This window comes from Bordetella sp. 2513F2, assembly GCF_054642735.1.
On sequence record NZ_CM137755.1, the window covers coordinates 4,220,266 to 4,238,155 of the forward strand.

Below are 17,890 nucleotides of genomic sequence, written 5' to 3' on the forward strand. Positions count from 1 at the left end.
GTGCCTTATACGGGTAATGCGTTACGTTCGAGCAGGCCTGCAAGGTCCTGCCGGCCCTCTGCTGCGGAGCTGAACACGCGCAATATCACGCCTTGGCGGCGCATATCGTCATGCATGCCTTCCTGTTCCGCTGCCACTTCGGGCCCCATGAATACATCGCCAGCCCAGTAGTCCATGGCCTCGTCCGGCAGAATCGGCTCGTAGCCCATCAGGCGGGCCGTGAAACGGCGCGCGTAGCGATAGCGCCCGTCCTCGGCCGGATAGACGGGTTCGACCCGGCAGCCCGCGGGCGGCTGTTCCAGCCACGGCCGGATCTGGGCGAGCAGATCCTCGTTCCCCGGCCCTTCCGCCGAACCTACATCGACCAGGAGCTGTCGCGGACGGCAAGGCGGCGGCGCGTTGCGCGCCACGGCGGCGGAGACCTGCACCAACTGTTCATCGTCTGCCTGCCCAGCCTGTGTCGCGATGGCCCTTGCCAGCGCGGCGACATGGCCTTCGGCGTGCCGATAATAGCCCTCGATGGCGTCCCGGTACTGCGCCGCGCAGGTCGCCGGATCATGCAGGTTCAGGATGGTATTGCGCGCTGCCTCGCCCATGCGCTGCCGCAGCGATGCATCGCGGAACAGCTTCTCCAGCGCCTCCACGAGCTGCGCGTCCGAGAATTCGTCCGGAAGCATCCAGACAACGTCGGGGTCCAGGTCTGCCATGCTGCCATTCGCATTGACGATGGTGGGCTTGGCGTAGTTCATGCAGTCGAGCACGGTGCCGGAAGTCTCTCCGCGGGATAGGGTGCGCAGTTGCACGCCCACGTCGGCAGCCGCCAGGTAGCGGCGGAACGCGTCCGTGTCGGCCCATCCGGTGATGTGCACCTGGCTGCCAGCCTGATGCTGCGCGATGGTGTCGACCAGGGCCGCCCCATAGGCGCCACCATCGTTCTCCCCCACGAACACCAGGCGGCAGGACGGATCCTTCGCCAATGACGACTGGAACCAGGCCTGCAGGAGCCGGTGGTTGAGTTTGGTGGGCGCCAGCAGGCCGAAGGTGCACACGAGGAAAACGTCCTCGTCGATACCCAGCGCCTGGCGCGCGGCAGCCCGGTCCAGCTCCAGACGCGCATCCCGCATATGGGGGATCACGGTCCAGTCCGAAACGTCGGACGAATACCAGCGGGCCGCCAGTCGCAACGAATTCCGGGAATGCACGATCATGCCCAGCGCCTTCTGGACCACGCCCAGGCTGCAGGGATATTCCCAGAGGACTTCCGTGCGGTTCGCGGCGTGCTGCAGGTCGTACAGCGCGATGTGGCCGTGCGACTCGTACAACGACTTCAGCCAGACGCCGGCAGCAGGGTCCCGCGACTCCATGTGGGCCAGTACCCCCGACATGAAAAAATCGTGCAGCACCACCACGCCAGGCACGTCCTGCAACAGCTGGAACATGTGTTGATGGAATGCCGAATTCCCGAAGTGGTAGAGCACGCGGTCGTATTGCCCGGCGTGTTCCCGCAGCCATTGAGGCGTGCGCACCGGGCAGTTCGCCTTGACCCAGGGGTCCGTGACCTCGTCCTGCTCGACCACGACATCGATATCGTAGAACCTGCCGAGCTCCGGCAGCAGTTCGGCGCTGTAGTCGGCGATGCCTGAGCGCACGGGCTGCAACGGCGACACATAGGCCAACTTCGGCCGCTGCGGCGCCTGGGCAGAAACCACCTCGGTCCACTGCGCGCGCTTCCGTTCCATTGCTGCGATCGCCTGCCGCGCGCTGCCGTCCCAGGAAAACCTGCGGGCCTGCTCGCTGCCATGCCGCAGCAGCGCCTGGCGGTGCGCATCGTCGACCAGGCCGCGTTCGATGGCGCGCGCGATCGACTCGTCGGAATGCGGATCGAACAAGGCTTCATCCCAGCCTATCACCTCGGGCAGGCTCGACGTGTTGGCGCCTATCACCGGCGCGCCGCAGCGCATGGCTTCCAGTGCCGGCAGGCCGAACCCCTCATGCCACGAAGGAAAGACGAACAGCTTGCACAAGTTGTAGAAGGCCAGCAGGTCTTCGTCCGGCACGAAACCCGTCAGCACCACGTCCTGTTCGTCCAGCCCCTGCTGCTTGACCAGTCGCACCAGCTCTTCGCGGCTGGCGGGTTGGACGGAACAGACGATGGCCAGCTGGTGGGCACTGCGCAGCGGCTGGGGCAGCCTCGCGAAGGCGCGGATCAGGCCCTCGACGTTCTTGCGGTAGTCGATGCCCCCCGTATACATCACGAACGGCCGGGACAATCCGTACTGGGCCCGCAGGGCCGCCTCGCGCTCTGCAGCAACCGGAGCAGGCTGGAAGAGTTCGTCAGCGTCGGTGGCGATGTTGACCGACCATTCTTCAGGCAGCCCGAGATGGGCAATGCCCTCCTGGCGCGACGACTCCGATATGGCCAGCCACAGGTCTGCCCGCTTCAGATGCTCCACCTTCTCCAGGTACCAGGCCTTCACGGCCGGGTTCTCCAGGTAGGGCTTGGGATGGATGTAGGGGATCAGGTCGTACAGCGTCACGGCCACCGGCGTGTTCCGCAGCAGGCTGTGTATGCTGGTCACGGAATTGTCGGCCAGCCCTTCGAAGAGGCTGGTGACGTAGACGAAATCCGGCTTGAGGCTGGCCAGGAAGGACTCGTACGTCAGCTCCGCGGCGCGGCGCCGCCAATCATTGGCCTTGTCGGCATGCGCGGTCGGCATGGCTGCCTGCCATACGCGGATGTCCTCCGGCGGCAGCAGGCCTTCGAAAGCGGCGCGTATGGGTTCCACGGTATCGGGGAAGCCCCCGTTGAGGGCCAGCACGATGCGATGATCGCCGCGGTTGCGTGCCAACGCCTTGGTGATGGCCAGCGTGTAGCGGCCTATGCCGCGGTTGCGCGACCCGGCGCTCTGGGCGCCCTGCATATCGATGACGATACGCATCAGGATTCTTCCTTCTGGTGATGCTTCATGGCGAACTGCAGCGTGGCGTGAACCTGTTGCGCACGCGGGGTGAGCTGGTGGCTCTCCACCGTGGCGGAAGTCATGTCGGTCGACGGCCGGGTGGCAACGCTGAAAAGCCGATGCTTGAGGCCGGGCATCCTGTCCAGCACCAGCAGAGCCGCTTTCCGGAACCAGGGACGGGATTGACCGTAGGCCGCCAGCCGACGGATCAACCGTGCAGCGTGCGGCTTCAGCACTTCCCGGCCGTGGCCCCGCACGACCGCTCCGAGCAGTCGCACCGGCCGGGTGAGACGCCACGACGTACTGCGATAGATCAATTCGCACTGCCGCTGTGCAGCCTGAGCGGCGGCTTCCGCCCGCCGCAGTCGATGCTCGGTTTCCTGGATGCGTTCCTCCAGCTGCCTGCTGCAGGCCTCGGCTTCTTCTGCCCGTGCCAGCGCCTGCCGGGTCTCGCGCTCCGCATCCGCCGCAACGGATTCAGCCTGGGCTTCACTCGCGCGCACGAACTGGTCGAAGACGTTGGGCGGGTAGCGGAACGCTGCCGCCAGGCCGGCGTGCTCGCGCGCCACGTAGAACCGGTTCAGCCCGTCGGCATAGACATGGTCGTAGCCGCCCTGCAGCAGGATGGGCTCCCATTCGTCATGGGACTCCGTCTGGGTAGACGGCTGGGTGGCTTCCACCAGGACGATCCACGGCCGGCAGGAGCTCCAGTCATGGCCGCGCAGCACCTGGGCCTCCAGGCCCTCGACGTCGATCTTGACGAAGTGGACTTCCTGGCCAGCGGGAACATGGGCCTTCCAGATATCCGTCAGCGTCTGCAGCCTGACCGTCTTCTGCTCCGCACTCCATCCCGACTGCCTGTGCGCCTCGATGACATCAGTGTCGACGGAGGACAGCCCGGTGCCGCCGATGAAGTGCATGACGACCTCACCCGCGTGGTCGCCCACGGCCACCGGCAGGTTCACGTCGCGCGGGCGCTGCTGCTGGAGCAGAGCATGGAACGCGGGGTTGGGCTCCACATTGATGCCCGACCATCCACAGTCATAGAACGCCTTCGTGACGGAATCCTCGTCCGGCCATGCGGCACCGACGTCGATATAAAAGCCGGCCTCGACGTGCTTCAGCGCCCTTCGAAGCATGACGTCTTCGAAATTCTGCGCATAGGATATGAAACTCATCTCTGCTCTATACAAATATCCGGGTCGATCCAGGCCACGCCGGCGAAATGCGGTTTATTGGCGTTGATCACATTGAACACCAGCGCCAGGTCGCGCCATTCGTAGTTGTTGACCACGTGCGTGTCCGTGCTGACCAGGGCCGTCTGGATGGAATAGGTGCCGGGGCCCAGATTGACCGGAAACTTCATGTCGAAGCGCACGAAGCTGCCGGCGGGTACGTTCTCGAGCGGTTGCTTCTTGAGGTAGGTGTTGGTGCCGTATACCACCTGCCCCAGCCTGTCCTTGATGCCATAGCCCAGCACCAGCCGCTCGAGGAACGCATTCGTGCGCACGTCCACCCGCAATGTGACGGCCTGCCCGACGTCGACCACTTCCAGCCGGTTGCCGGCCTCATCCAGCAGGGCGATGTCGGCCACCTGGGCTTCACCGGTGCCGGAGATCGTCTGTATTTTTCCGCTGTCCAGCACCTGCTGCGTGACCGTCTGATTCTGGTGGTCGGCCAGCATGGCGTTGTAGTAATCCATCACGGCCTCCGGCGGCCCCTCCATCGCCAGCTTGCCGGCGTTGAGCAGGATGGCACGGTCGCAGATGGACTGTATGGCCGCCTTGTCGTGCGACACGATCAGCAGCGTGGTGCCCTGGTGGCGGAATTCGCGGATGCGGTCGAAGCTCTTGTGCTGGAAATACGTGTCCCCCACCGACAGGGCCTCGTCCACGATCAGCACGTCGGGCCGGTGTGCCGTGGCCACGCTGAAAGCCAGGCGCATCTGCATGCCGCTGGAGTACACCCGCACCGGCTGGTCGATGTAGTCGCCGATCTCGGCGAACGCCTCGATCTGCGGCATCAGGGCCGTGATTTCGTCCACGCCATAGCCCAGCAGCTGCCCGGCCATGATGGCGTTCTGGCGGCCGGTGAAGTCCGGATGGAACCCCATGCCCAGCTCCAGCAGCGCGGCCACCCGGCCGGTCAGCTGCACGCTGCCCGTGGTGGGATGCGTGGTGCCGGTGATCATCTTCAGCAACGTGCTCTTGCCTGCGCCATTGATGCCGATGATGCCCACGGCCTCGCCCGCGCTGACGCTGAAGTTCAGGTCCTGCAGCACCCAATGCAGCTGATGATGCGGCTTGCCGCGCGGGTCCATCCATTCGACCAGGCGCGACCAGCGCGTCGGATACTGTTTGTAGGCCTTGCCGAGGTTGGTGACGGTAATGGTGCCCATCAGAGTTCATCCACCATTTCGCCCGCATGCTTGCGGAACAGGGAAAGGCCCAGCAGGCACAGCACGGCGGCCAACGCCAGCACAGGCCAGAGGCTGTACCAGTTGGGCCATTGGCCCTGCACCAGGATCACCTGGAAGGCCTCCATCAGGCGCGCCATGGGATTGAAGCGCATCCATCCTTGCACCACCTGCGGCAGGATGCTCACCGGATAGACGATCGGGGTCAGCCAGAACCAGAACGTCAGCACGATGCCGTAGAACTGGCCGACGTCGCGGAAGAACACGTTGAGCACGCCCAGCGTGATGCCCAGCCCGATGGCGAACAGCACCAGCAGCGCCAGCACGGGAGCCAGCGCGAAATACGGCAAGCCGGGGAAATTGCCTGTGATCAGCAGGAACAGCGTGAAGAGGCCGAACACGATCGCGAAATTCACCAGCGCGTTGGCCACCACGATCACCGGCAGGCACAACCGCGGAAAGCTCAGTTTCTTCAGCAGGTTGGCATTGTCGATGAAGGCGGTCTGGGCACGGCCGGATATTTCGGCAAACAGGCCCCAGGTGAGCACGCCGGCGCACAGGTGGATGCTGTAGGCAAGATTGCCTTCCACGCCCGGCAGCTTGGCGCGCATGACCTGCGAAAAGATCACCGTGTAGACGACGATCATGGCCAGGGGGTTGAGCACCATCCACGCCGCCCCCAGCAGGGAATTACGGTACTTGGACTGGAACTCCCGCTTGACGCTGCCCAGGACGAAACCACGGTAGGCCCACAGGGCCCGCAACATGCCGAGCATCAAGCGCGTCCGTAGATGTCTTGGAAGCGGACGATGTCGTCCTCGCCCAGGTATTCGCCGCTCTGCACCTCGATCATCACCAGGTCGAGCACGCCGGGGTTCTCCAGGCGGTGCTTGTGCCCCGCCGGGATATAGGTGGATTCATTGGTGCCCACGAGCAGTTCCTTCTCGCCGTTGACCACCTTGGCCATGCCGCTCACCACGATCCAGTGCTCGCTGCGATGATGGTGCATCTGCAGGCTGAGGCTGGCGCCGGGCTTGACCTCGATGCGCTTGATCTTGAAGCGCGGGCCTTCCTCCAGCACCGTGTAGGTGCCCCATGGCCGGGTGACGGTACGGTGCAGCTTGTAGGCCTCGTGGCCCTGCTTCTTGAGCTTGCTGACCACCTGCTTCACGTCCTGGGCCTTGTCGGGATGGGCCACCAGCAGCGCGTCGGGGGTGTCGATGATCATCAGGTTGTCGACGCCCACGGCCGCGACCAGGCGATCGTGGCTCTGCACGTAGGTATTGCGGCTGTCGACGAACACCGCATTCCCGGCGGCGCGGTTGTCGTCCGCGTCCGGAGGGGTGAGCTCACGCACCGCCACCCACGAGCCGATGTCGCTCCAGCCGAAGTCGCCGGGCACTACCGCCACGTTCGCCGAACGTTCCATCACGGCGTAATCGATGGAGATGTCGGGCACCTGCGAGAACAGCTCGGCAGGGATCTCCAGCATGCTGCCGTCGGACGGGCTGGATTCGCGCATGGCGGCCCAACAGGCCTTGGCGGCGGCGGCCACCTCGGGCGCATGGCGCTCCATTTCCTCCAGGATCACGCCGGCCTTGAAGCAGAACATGCCGGAATTCCACAGGAACCGGCCCGAAGCCACGTATTCGCGCGCCTTGTCGAGCGAGGGTTTCTCAACGAAGCGCGCCACGCGCTTGCCGCCATCGGTGAGGTCCTCGCCGGTTTCGATGTAGCCGAAGCCGGTTTCGGGCGCGCTGGGGATGATGCCGAAGGTGACGAGCTTGCCCTGCTGCGCCAGCGCCACGGCGCTGGCCACGGCGCCGGCGAAGCGCCGGGAGTCCTGCACCAGGTGGTCGGCCGGCAGCACCAGCAGCATGGCGTCGGCGCCATGCGCCTCGACGGCGTGATGGGCGGCCATGGCGACGGCCGGCGCGGTGTTGCGGCCCATCGGCTCGAGCAGGAACGCCCCCGTCTGGGAGGGGCCGAGCTTGGCCAGCGCCATCTCGTCCTTGCTCATGAAGTAGTAGTCGCGGTTGGTGACGGTGAGCACCTCGACCGCATCCACCGCCAGGGCGCGCTTGTACGTCTTGAGCAGCAGGCTTTCGCCGTCCGCGAGCTTCATGAACGGTTTGGGATAGCCCTCACGGGAGACGGGCCAGAGGCGGGTACCAGCACCGCCGGACAGCACCACGGGAATCAGCATGAATACCTTGCAGGAGTTTTAGGCACGCTACCGCCCTGCCGTTTCACGATCGGCAAGCGCGGCAGGAGCGGAAGGGCCGGGCACGGCGGCGTCCCGCCCGTGCGCAGCATGTCATCGGCTTGAAAAATGGGATTTTAGATTTGAAAAGTACCAATCCCATTAGCCGCCGGTTAATCAATGTTAAGTGTGTGAATTTTCGCCTGTCAAACGGACGGACGAAAACGGACGGGCGAAAAAACCGGCTCAGCGGTCTCCCACGGCACGCAGCGTGGCCTGCGGAACCCGTACGCGCACCGGCTTGCTCAGGATTTCGATCAACACCATGGCGCGCTGTTCGCCATCGGGCATTTCATAGACGCCTTCGAGGCCTGCCAGGGCGCCAGTGTTGAAGCGCACGATCTGGCCGGCATCGAAACGCCGCTGGGGATGACCTTGCATGGCCGCCTCACAGGCCTGGAGCTGGGCCACCAGGGCGGCGTCGATCCGGGCGGGTTCGGTGCCGAAACTCACGAGATTGCTGACGCCGCGCGTGGACCGCAGGGGTGACCAGCTCTTGGCGTCGCTGCCCGTATCGAGCTGGATGAACAGATACCGGGGGAACAAGGGTTCGGCAGCGACGGCCAGGCGCCCCTGGTGCAATCTTTCGACATGGACGACGGGCAGATAGCAGGCGTACCCCTGCTGTTCGAGATTCTGCAGCGCGATTCTTTCCTGTCTGGGTTTCGTGTGGATCAAATACCAGTGCATCGCCATTCGTGGCACCTTGCGCACGAGAAAAAGCCGGGGTTCAGGCTACCGCCGAGCCGTTCGGGGAAGCTCCGCATCCATGACCGCGCGATGCAAATAATTTCCATTCATGCATCGCGCCTGCTGCAGCGTTATTCGTAATTTGGCACACGCGATACCAGCCGTCCGGACTGCATGGAAAATGCAGACTTTTCCGCAACACGGCCTGGCGAGGTACTGCCGCCAGGACCGCCAACGACACCAAAATAAAGGAATACTGCGCAAAGGCCATGGACTGCCGGACCCGTTCCCGCGAATTGTAAGCCTAGAGCGCCCAGCGTACGCCGCCGAACAACAAGGATTATTTGCTGTTGTCACCAAAAGCAGCGAGGCAAATCGAGGGCATATCGCCACAACGGCGCCCGCACCGCGCGCGCTATACTGCCGCGCCATCCCTGTCCGCCTGACGCCTGCCAGAGAAATCTTACCCTTGTAACGCGCTGCTTTCGTTATCCTGGGTCACCGCGTGCCGGCCATCGTGTAGGCTCGCTTCCGATGATGCGTTCCACCCTGCTACGTCCCGTTTCCGCGCTGTATGCCGTGCTCATCGGCCTGATGCCGGTACTGCTGCTCACCTCCGGGGGCGGCAGCCAACTGTTCTATATGTTGGCGGTAGCCTCGCTGGCGGTGGTGGCCATGCAGCCGGCGCAGGCCTGGCAGCGGCTGCGCCCCTATCGGGGCACGGTATTGTGGCTGTGCCTGCCCTTGGCCGCCGCCGTGCTCAGCCAGGTCCTCAACGCCGAATGGCGCGGTTCCGAAGTCGAGCGCGGCGCGCGCGTGTCGCTGATCTTCCCGCTGCTGCTGGCGGCGCTGCTCGCACTGGACGCGCAGATACTGCGCTGGGCCATGGCCGGGCTGGCAGCGGCGGGCGTGGCGTCCGCGGTGGTGGTGCTGCAATTGATCTGGCCGGACTTCGGCCGGCCGCTCACCCCGCAGTACAACGCCGTCACCTACGGGAACATGATGCTGTTCATGGCCGTGGTCACCGCATACGGCATCGCCTGGCCGCTCGGCTCCCGCCCACGGGCGGAACGCGCCATCAAGATAGCCGCGGCCACTTTCACTTTTGCCGGCTTCGTGCTGACCCAGACGCGCACCGGCTGGATGGCCGTGCCGGTATTTGCGGCGATCGGCCTGCTGCTGATGCGCCGGCTGCGCCATCCCGTGCGCGACCTCGCCGTGCTGGCGGGCGTGGTCGCTGTCGTCGCCGTCCTCGGCGCCTCCAGCCCTGCCCTGCGCGAACGCGTGCAGCAGGGCTTCGAGGAGGTGCATCAATGCCAGACGGTAGACCGCACGGCCAACACCTCCATGTGCATCCGGCTGCAGCTGTGGCGGGCCACCTGGGACATGTTCGTATCGCAGCCGTGGTCCGGCATGGGCAGCGGCCCGCGCTTCTCCGAAGAGCTGCGGCAGCGCGTAAGCAGCGGCGAGGTGTCGCGCTACGTGGCCGACAATTTCGGCGAACCGCACAACGACATGCTGCTGGCGCTGGCCTCGCACGGCATACTCGGCGGCCTGGGCCTGCTGGCCATGTACCTGGCTCCGGCCTGGCTGTTCCTGCAGCGCCTGAGGCAATGGGATGCGCCCCCCGGCGCGCGCGCCGCGGCGGCCATGGGGCTGGCGCTGTGCCTGGGATTCTGCATATTCGGCGTCACGGAACTGATGTTCCGGGGCATGCGCTCGGTGGGATTCTATGTGGTGCTGCTGGCGTGGATGATGGCCTTGTCTGACCCGCGCCAGGCGCGGGTGCCGGCCTCCGGGTAGTCAAACCGGGCGTTTCGCGCCAGAATGGCTGCAAAGGGCCCCGTCGGACCCCATAAGGAGACAGCCATGCGCATAGCCGACGCTCAATGGATTCCTTCCACCCCGCACCAGACGTGGGACGCCCTCACCGATCCGGCAGTGCTGCAGAAATGCCTGCCGGGCTGCGTGCAGATCCGGCAGCTCACCCCCACCGAGTACGCCATCACGGTCCATACCAAGGTGGGCGACATCGAAGCCGACTACGAAGGCGAGATCCTGCTGTCCGACCTGGACCGGCCCAACGGCTTCACGATGGCCTTCGAAGGCAAGGGCCAGGCGGCCGGGCTGGCCATCGGCACGGCCCAGGTCAGCCTGTCTCCCAAGGACGACGGCACCCGCCTGGGCTACACCATGGCGGCCATGGCCGGCGGCAAGCTCGCCGAAGTGAGCCAGTCCGCCCTGGTGAAGGCCGGCGGCCGCATCGTCGAACGATTCTTCGCGGCATTCATCGACCACATGGCGGCCCAGCCCCGCATCGAGCCTCCGCCGCCGCCCGAGCCGGCGGAGCGCGGCCTGGCGGCGTCGCGCTGGTCATGGGCCGTGGTGGCGGGCGTGGTGCTGGTGATCGTGGGCTATCACACGCTCTTCTAGGCCGTGTCGCATCGGCTGCCGTCCGACGGTGATATGCTTGGCGCCACCATGACGCAGCCCGACGAACCCGCGCCTGTACCGCCCACGCCGGGCGACGCCGCCCCGACGGATTCCTCCCGCTCCCACCGCGAGCTGCTCCTTGCCATGGCGGGGGTGGCGGCCACCGTGGTGCTGGTGGCCTTCGATTCCACCATCGTCAGCACCACCCTGCCGCGCGTGGCGGCGGCCCTGGGAGGCATGGATCTCTACGCCTGGGTGGGCACCGGCTACCTGCTCGCCACGGCGGCGTCCATCCTGATTTTCGGCCGCCTGGGCGACATGTACGGCCGCAAGCCGCTGATGCTGGTGTCGGTGTCGCTGGTGGCGCTGGGCTCGATTGCCTGCGGCCTGTCGCAGTCCATGTCGCAGCTCATCGTGTTCCGAACCTTGCAGGGGGTGGGCGGCGGCATGATGATCGCCACGGCCTTCGCGGCGCCTGCCGACCTCTTCCCCGACGCCAAGCAGCGGGTGCGCTGGATGGCCCTGGTCTCGGCTGTCTTTGCCATGGCCAGCGGCATCGGGCCGGTGCTGGGCGGCGCCGCAACCGAGGCGCTGGGCTGGCGCGCCGCTTTCTTCATTTCTCCGGTCGCCGCCGTGGCGGCGCTGTTCCTGCTGGCGCGCTACTTCCCGCGCATCCGGCCGGCCGGCGGCGAGGCCCGCCGCATCGACTGGATCGGCGCCGTGCTGCTGGTGACGCTCGTCAGCGCGCCGCTGGCGGCCATGGAGCTGGCCTTCGCCCAGGGCGCCGCGGCCCACCCGGGATGGGCCGCGGCGCTGGCGCTGGCGGCCGTGCTGGCGGCCGTCGTGCTGATTCCGTACGAGCGGCGGGTGGCCTCGCCCATCTTCCCGCTGCGCGTGCTGGCGGGGCGCGAGCCGCAGCTGCTCAACCTGGCCGCGCTCGCGGTGGGCGCGATCATGTTCGTGCTGATCTTCTACAGCCCGCTGCTGCTGCAGCACGAGCTCCACTACTCGCCCAGCCAGGCCGGACTGCTGCTCACGCCGCTGGTGGCCGCCATTTCGGTGGGCAGCATCATCAACGGCTACCTGTTCCCGCGCCAGACCGAGCCGCAGCGCCTGATGGTCTTCGGCGGCCTGCTGCTGGCGGTCGGTTCGGGCATGGTGCTGGCCATCGGCCCGGAAACCTCGGCCCTGTGGATCCTGGCGGCATTCTTCGTGAACGGCACGGCGCTGGGCTTCATGCTGCCCAATCTCACGCTCTTCATGCAGATGCTCAGCGAGCGGCGCGACGTGGGCGTGGCTTCCGCCCTGGTCCAGACCACCCGCGCCATCGGCAGCGCGGCGGGCACGGCGCTGGTCGGCATCGTCATCGCGCGCACGTCCGTGCTCGACGGGGTGCGCGCGGGCCTGGCGATGTGCGTGGCGCTGTCGCTCTTCAGCGCCTTGCTGGCGCATCGCGTCAAGATGAAGAACGTGGTCTCGCCCAAGGCCGCTGCGCGCCGTGGCTGAAGGCATGTCCATGACACGCCGCGACATGGCCGACCTGCTGTTGCTGGCGGCGGTGTGGGGCGGCTCGTTCCTGTTCATACGCATCGCGGTGCCCGAGTTCGGGCCCGCGCCGCTCATGGTGCTGCGGGTCGGCCTGGCCGCCCTGGTGCTGTTGCCGGCGGCTGCGCTTGCCGGCGAGCTGGGCGTGCTGCGACGGCATTGGCGCGCCGTGCTGCTGGTGGGCGCCTTCAACGCGGCCCTGCCCTTCCTGTTCTATGCCTACGCGGCGCAGACGCTGGGCGCCGGCTTCCTGTCGGTGGCCAATGCCAGCACCCCGGTGTGGGGCGCGATGATAGGCTGGCTGTGGCTGAAAGACCGGTTGCCGGCCAGCCGCCTGATCGGTCTCGCGATCGCCATGGCCGGCATCGTGGTGCTGGTGTGGGACAAGCTCGAATTCCATGCCGGCGGCACCGGCCCCGCCGTGCTGGCCTCGGTGGCGGCGCCGCTGTGCTACGGCGTGGCGGCCAATGCCACCAAGCGCTACCTCAGCGGCATCAATCCGCTGGCCAATGCCACCGGCAGCATGCTGGCGGCGAGCCTGCTGCTGTTGCCCATGGCGGTATGGAGCTGGCCGGCCCAGCCGGTGTCCTTCGCGGCCTGGCAGGCCACCGTCCTGCTGGCGCTGGTCTGCACCGGCGCAGCCTACGTCATGTTCTTCCGCCTGATCCGCAGCGTGGGGCCCACCGGGGCGGTCAGCGTCACCTTTCTCGTGCCCGTCTTCGGCGTGCTGTGGGGCATGCTGTTCCTGGACGAAGCCGTCACACCCCGCATCCTCGGCGGCGCCGGCGTCATCCTGGCCGGCACCGCCCTCGCCATGGGACTGATACGCCCGCCCAGGGTTGGTGTCTGACACCAGATTTCACTCGCGTGTAGATAGCTGGTGTCTGACACCAGTGTTCAGGAAAATCAGGACAACTGGTGTCTGACACCAGAGTTCAGAAGTTTCAGGAAATTCAGAATTCCGAGGCGCGGCCGGTGAGGGCGACGCCTATGCGCAGGAGGGTGTAGGAGGCGGCGTCGACGCAGCGACGCAGCCAGCCCCGGCGACGGTATTCGCGGGTCATCACGCGCCTGCCGCCTTCGGCGATGGCGTGCTCCAGGCGCTCCTGCAGGGTGGCGGCGAAGGCGGTGTCGCTTACGATCACGTTGGCTTCCAGGGCCAGCAGCAGGCTGAATGGATCCAGGTTGGAGGATCCCACGGTGGCCATGCCGTCGATCACGGCGACCTTGGCGTGCAGGTAGCCCGGCATGTACTCATAGACCTCGATGCCGCCGGCCAGCAGTTGGTCGTACAGCGCCCGGGTGGCGTAGTACTGCAGCCGGTACTCGGGCTTGCCCTGCAGCAGCAGGCGCACACGCACGCCGCGGGCGGCTGCCTCGAGCAAAGTCTTGCGGAACCGGCGCCCCGGAAAGAAGTACGCGTTGGCGATCAGGATCTGGCGCTGCGCGCGGTAGATGCCATGGAGATAGGCGCGCTCGAACGTCTTGCGGAAACGCAGGTTGTCGCGCAGGACCAGCGCGGCGCGCAGCTTGCCGGCCGCCGGCGCATGGCCCGTCTCCGGCGGCACCAGCCGCAGCCGCCGCCAGTCGCGCGGATGGCGCCGCAGGCGGCCCCAGTTCAGGCGCACCCACAGCAGGTCCTGGGCGTGCTGCACCTGGGGCACGACCGGCCCGCGCACGGCCACCGCGAAATCGAAGCGCGGCGCGCCGACGCCGTCGGCAGGATCGAGGTCGTCGTAGTCGTCGACGATGTTGATGCCGCCCACGAAGGCCAGCTCGCCGTCGACGACCGCCAGCTTGCGGTGCAGCCGGCGCAGCCGGCTGCGCGACAGGTTCAGCCAGCCGAACCAGCGCGGTTCGGGCCGGAAGATGCGGCAATGCGCCCCCGCGGCCAGCAGACGCCGACGCACCTCGTCGACCGTGCCGGCGGAGCCGAAGCCGTCGATCACGACGCGCACCTTGACGCCGCGCCGCGCCGCCTGCTCGAGGCTCGCCAGCACGCGGCGGCCCGTCCGATCGAGCACGAAGATATAGGTTTCCAGATGGACGCTGGCGTGCGCCGCGTCGATGGCATGGCACAGGGCGGGAAAGAAATCGGCGCCGTTCTGCAGCAGCTCGACCGCGTTGCCGTCGGTCCAGGTCAGGCGCGCGTCTTCGTCCTTCACGGCAGTTCCAGCTCTGCCACCAAGGGCGCGTGATCCGACAGCCGGGCCCACTCGCGGCCATGCAGCACGCGCGCGCTGCGCACGGCAAAGCCGCGCTGGTAGATGCGATCCAGCCGGAACCACGGGAACACGGCCGGGAAAGTGCGCGGCGGCGGCAGGGGGCAATAGGCGCCGCCCATGCCGAGCTGGTTGCCGCGATCGATCACCCGTGTGGCGGCAGGCACGCCGCGCAGTACGCCGCCGATGCGGCGCATCGAGTCGCGCAGGCGGGGCAGCTCGCCGCCGCGCGAACGCGGCGCGTGCGAGAACACCTCGTACAGCCCGAGCTGCTGCACGAACAGCGGCGCCAGCTTGTTGGTCCAGTCGTTGAAATCCCCCGCGATCAACAGGGGCGAGGCGTCGGGCACCTGGGCGCGGATGCGGTCGGTGAGGGCCAGGACCTGGCGGGTACGGCTGCCGGCGAACAGGCCCAGGTGCACCACGAAGCAGTGCACTTCGGTGCCGTCCACGTCGATGCGTGCGTGCAGCAGGCCGCGCTGCTCGAGCCGATGATCGGAGACGTCCTGGTTCTCGTACGAGAGGATGGGAAAGCACGACAGCAGCGCATTGCCGTGGTCGGTGCGGTCGCGGATGGCGTTGCGCCCGTAGGCCACCTGCAGGCGCAGCGCGGCGCCCAGGGATTCGTGCTGCATGTCGAGCACCGACGCATGCTCGTTGCGCCCCTGCACTTCCTGCAGGAAGACCAGGTCGGGACGCAGCCCGTACAGGCCCAGCCGCAGCTCATGCAGCGAGTCGCGCCGGCCCAGGGCCGAGCGGCCCTTGTGGATGTTGTAGCTGACGACGCGTAGGAGTGACATGAATCGACGGCATCCGGGGCAGCCGTGCCGGCCGGCAACCGGCCCCCCTGCGGGACCGGCGCGGCCAGCTTACTTCATTTCACTTCGACGTTGCGCAAGCGGATGTGCAACTCGCGCAGCTGCTTCTCGTCGACGGCGGACGGGGCCTGGGTGAGCAGGCACTGGGCGCGCTGCGTCTTGGGGAAGGCGATCACGTCGCGGATGGACTCCGCACCGCTCATCATGGTGACGATGCGGTCCAGGCCGAAGGCGATGCCGCCGTGCGGCGGCGCGCCGTACTGCAGCGCGTCGAGCAGGAAGCCGAACTTCTCGCGGGCCTCCTCCGGGCCGATCTTCAGGGCGCGGAACACCTTGCTCTGCACTTCCTCGCGGTGGATACGCACCGAACCGCCGCCGATCTCCCAGCCGTTGAGCACCATGTCGTAGGCCTTGGCGTAGGCCTTGCTCGGGTCGGACTCGAGGAAGTCCTCGTGGCCGTCCTTCGGGCTGGTGAAGGGGTGGTGGGCAGCGGTGTAGCGGCCTTCTTCCTCGTCGTACTCGAACATGGGGAAGTCGACCACCCACAGCGGCTTCCAGCCTTCCGTGCACAGGCCGGCCTTCTTGCCGAATTCGCTGTGGCCGATCTTCACGCGCAGCGCGCCGATGGCATCGTTGACGACCTTGGCGCGATCTGCGCCGAAGAAGATGATGTCGCCGTCCTGTGCGCCGGTGCGTTCGAGCAGCGTCTTCAGGGCGGCGTCGTGGATGTTCTTCACGATGGGCGACTGCAGGCCGTCGCGCCCCTTGGCGGCTTCGTTGACCTTGATGTAGGCCAGGCCCTTGGCGCCATAGATGCCCACGAACTGCGTATAGGCGTCGATCTCGCTGCGCGAGAGCTCGGCGCCGCCGGGCACGCGCAGCGCCACGACGCGGCTGCCGGGGCTGGTGGCGGCCGAGGCGAACACCTTGAAGTCCACGTCCTTCATCACGTCGGCGATGTCGGTGAACTCCAGGTTCACGCGCAGGTCGGGCTTGTCGGAACCGTAGCGCTGCATGGCCTCGGTCCAGGTCATCTGCGGGAACGGCTGGGGGAGGTCCACGCCCTGCACGGTCTTGAAGACGTGGCGGATCATGCCCTCGAAGATCTCGCGGATCTCGAATTCATCGAGGAACGAGGTCTCGCAATCGATCTGGGTGAATTCCGGCTGCCGATCGGCGCGCAGGTCTTCGTCGCGGAAGCACTTGGTGATCTGGTAGTAGCGGTCGAAGCCGGAGACCATCAGCATCTGCTTGAAGAGCTGCGGCGATTGCGGCAGCGCGAAGAAGTGCCCGGCGTTCACGCGCGAAGGCACGAGGTAGTCGCGCGCGCCCTCGGGCGTGCTCTTGGTGAGCATGGGCGTCTCGATGTCGATGAATCCCAGCTCGTCGAGGAACTTGCGCACCTCGATCGCCACGCGGTAGCGCAGCATCAGGTTGCGCTGCATCTGCGGGCGGCGCAGGTCCAGCACGCGATGCGTGAGGCGGGTGGTTTCCGACAGGTTGTCGTCGTCGAGCTGGAACGGCGGCGTGACGGAGGCGTTGAGGATCTCGACCTCGCGGCACAGGACCTCGACCTCGCCGGAGGCCAGCTCCGCGTTGGTGGTGCCTTCGGGGCGCTCGCGCACCAGGCCGGTGATGCGGATGCAGAACTCGTTGCGCAGGCGCTCGGCAGTGGCGAAAGCCTCGGCGTTGTCCGGATCGAACACGATCTGGGCCAGCCCCGCACGGTCGCGCAGGTCGATGAAAATGACCCCGCCGTGGTCGCGGCGGCGGTTCACCCAGCCGTACAGGGTGACAGTCTGGCCGAGATGGTCACGGCAAACCTGGCCGGTATAGCAGGTACGCATGCGGGATAACTCCGTGTATAGGCTTGTTCAGCGTAGCGGTTACGGTTCGGCGCGGGGCGTGACGGGCATGCCCGGTGCCGTGGAAACGGGCGCTGGCGGCGCGCCGGACGGCGCCGGCGGGGCCACGACGCCCATGGAAACGATGTACTTGAGGGCGGCATCGACCGACATGCGCAGCTCGACCACCTGGTCGCGCGGCATCATGAGAAAGAAGCCGGAAGTGGGATTGGGCGTGGTGGGAACGTACACGCTCAGGTGTTCGCCGGGCAGGTGGCTGGCCACCTCGCCCCCCGGCGCGCCGGTGAGAAAGGCGATGGTCCAGGAGCCGACGCGCGGATACGGGATCAGCACGGCCTGCCGGAATGCCCGGCCATTCGGCGCGAGCACGGTATCGCTGACCTGCTTGACCGAGTTGTAGATGGAGCGCACCAGCGGGATGCGGCCCAGCAGCCGCTCCCATTGCTCGAGCAGGCTGCGTCCGATGAGATTGGCCGTGAGCATGCCGGTAAGCAGCACCACCAGCAGCACGAGCACGAACCGGAACCCCGGGATCTCGACGCCGAACAGCGACTGGGACGAAAGAAAACCGGGCACGAAACCTTCGAGCGTGGCCACGAGCAGGCTGATCACCCAGATGGTGATCGCCAGGGGGGCCCATACCAGCAGGCCAGTGATGAAATACCGTTTGAACACGCC

At 66.7% G+C, this 17,890-nt stretch carries 14 protein-coding genes; 4 read left to right on the plus strand and 10 right to left on the minus strand.

Going from position 1 to position 17,890, the window contains the following annotated elements; genetic code table 11:
- Positions 1-5: 5 nt before the first annotated feature.
- From ACYBYQ_RS19970 to rfaH, 6 genes are all read right to left on the minus strand, one after another.
- On the minus strand, positions 6-2,939 hold the full coding sequence (locus ACYBYQ_RS19970; protein WP_459616158.1) for a glycosyltransferase: 2,934 nt from the start codon (positions 2,937-2,939) through the stop codon (positions 6-8).
- Positions 2,939-4,138, minus strand: a complete 1,200-nt coding sequence (locus ACYBYQ_RS19975; RefSeq protein ID WP_459616159.1) for an FkbM family methyltransferase — start codon at positions 4,136-4,138, stop codon at positions 2,939-2,941. The genes ACYBYQ_RS19970 and ACYBYQ_RS19975 overlap by 1 nt, the downstream gene beginning before the upstream one ends.
- The gene (locus ACYBYQ_RS19980; RefSeq protein ID WP_459616160.1) at positions 4,135-5,358 is read right to left on the minus strand and encodes an ABC transporter ATP-binding protein; all 1,224 of its coding nucleotides are present in this window, start codon (positions 5,356-5,358) and stop codon (positions 4,135-4,137) included. Before ACYBYQ_RS19980 ends, ACYBYQ_RS19975 begins: the two co-directional genes overlap by 4 nt.
- Positions 5,358-6,152: an ABC transporter permease gene (locus ACYBYQ_RS19985; RefSeq protein WP_459616161.1), complete on the minus strand. Its 795-nt coding sequence runs from the start codon at positions 6,150-6,152 to the stop codon at positions 5,358-5,360. The genes ACYBYQ_RS19980 and ACYBYQ_RS19985 overlap by 1 nt, the downstream gene beginning before the upstream one ends.
- Positions 6,152-7,582, minus strand: coding sequence for a mannose-1-phosphate guanylyltransferase/mannose-6-phosphate isomerase (locus ACYBYQ_RS19990; protein ID WP_459616162.1), 1,431 nt, complete (start codon positions 7,580-7,582; stop codon positions 6,152-6,154). The genes ACYBYQ_RS19985 and ACYBYQ_RS19990 overlap by 1 nt, the downstream gene beginning before the upstream one ends.
- A 243-nt stretch (positions 7,583-7,825) precedes the next feature.
- Complete coding sequence (rfaH, locus tag ACYBYQ_RS19995; RefSeq protein ID WP_459616163.1) at positions 7,826-8,335, minus strand: transcription/translation regulatory transformer protein RfaH; 510 nt, start codon at positions 8,333-8,335, stop codon at positions 7,826-7,828.
- Between the two features lie 528 nt (positions 8,336-8,863).
- On the opposite strand from rfaH, the gene ACYBYQ_RS20000 reads away from it, so the two are divergent.
- The 4 genes from ACYBYQ_RS20000 to ACYBYQ_RS20015 all read left to right on the plus strand — a co-directional run bounded on the left by ACYBYQ_RS20000 (position 8,864) and on the right by ACYBYQ_RS20015 (position 13,157).
- Positions 8,864-10,132 carry an O-antigen ligase family protein gene (locus ACYBYQ_RS20000; RefSeq protein WP_459616164.1) on the plus strand — a complete coding sequence of 423 codons (1,269 nt, stop codon included), beginning with the start codon at positions 8,864-8,866 and terminating at the stop codon, positions 10,130-10,132.
- Between the two features lie 66 nt (positions 10,133-10,198).
- Positions 10,199-10,762, plus strand: a complete 564-nt coding sequence (locus tag ACYBYQ_RS20005; RefSeq protein ID WP_459616165.1) for an SRPBCC family protein — start codon at positions 10,199-10,201, stop codon at positions 10,760-10,762.
- A gap of 48 nt (positions 10,763-10,810) precedes the next feature.
- Positions 10,811-12,268 carry an MFS transporter gene (locus tag ACYBYQ_RS20010; RefSeq protein WP_459616166.1) on the plus strand — a complete coding sequence of 486 codons (1,458 nt, stop codon included), beginning with the start codon at positions 10,811-10,813 and terminating at the stop codon, positions 12,266-12,268.
- Between the two features lie 10 nt (positions 12,269-12,278).
- Positions 12,279-13,157 (plus strand): DMT family transporter, encoded by an 879-nt coding sequence (locus ACYBYQ_RS20015; RefSeq protein ID WP_459616167.1) that lies wholly within the window; start codon positions 12,279-12,281, stop codon positions 13,155-13,157.
- 103 nt (positions 13,158-13,260) lie between these two features.
- Here the strand turns inward: ACYBYQ_RS20015 and clsB are convergent, their stop codons facing one another.
- The 4 genes from clsB to ACYBYQ_RS20035 form a co-directional block, all read right to left on the minus strand.
- Positions 13,261-14,472 carry a cardiolipin synthase ClsB gene (gene clsB / locus ACYBYQ_RS20020; protein ID WP_459616168.1) on the minus strand — a complete coding sequence of 404 codons (1,212 nt, stop codon included), beginning with the start codon at positions 14,470-14,472 and terminating at the stop codon, positions 13,261-13,263.
- Positions 14,469-15,329, minus strand: coding sequence for an endonuclease/exonuclease/phosphatase family protein (locus ACYBYQ_RS20025; RefSeq protein ID WP_459616169.1), 861 nt, complete (start codon positions 15,327-15,329; stop codon positions 14,469-14,471). Before ACYBYQ_RS20025 ends, clsB begins: the two co-directional genes overlap by 4 nt.
- 74 nt (positions 15,330-15,403) lie before the next feature.
- Positions 15,404-17,194 (minus strand): aspartate--tRNA ligase, encoded by a 1,791-nt coding sequence (gene aspS, locus ACYBYQ_RS20030; RefSeq protein WP_459616170.1) that lies wholly within the window; start codon positions 17,192-17,194, stop codon positions 15,404-15,406.
- Between the two features lie 39 nt (positions 17,195-17,233).
- Positions 17,234-17,887: a DUF502 domain-containing protein gene (locus ACYBYQ_RS20035; RefSeq protein WP_459616171.1), complete on the minus strand. Its 654-nt coding sequence runs from the start codon at positions 17,885-17,887 to the stop codon at positions 17,234-17,236.
- Positions 17,888-17,890 lie beyond the last annotated feature (3 nt).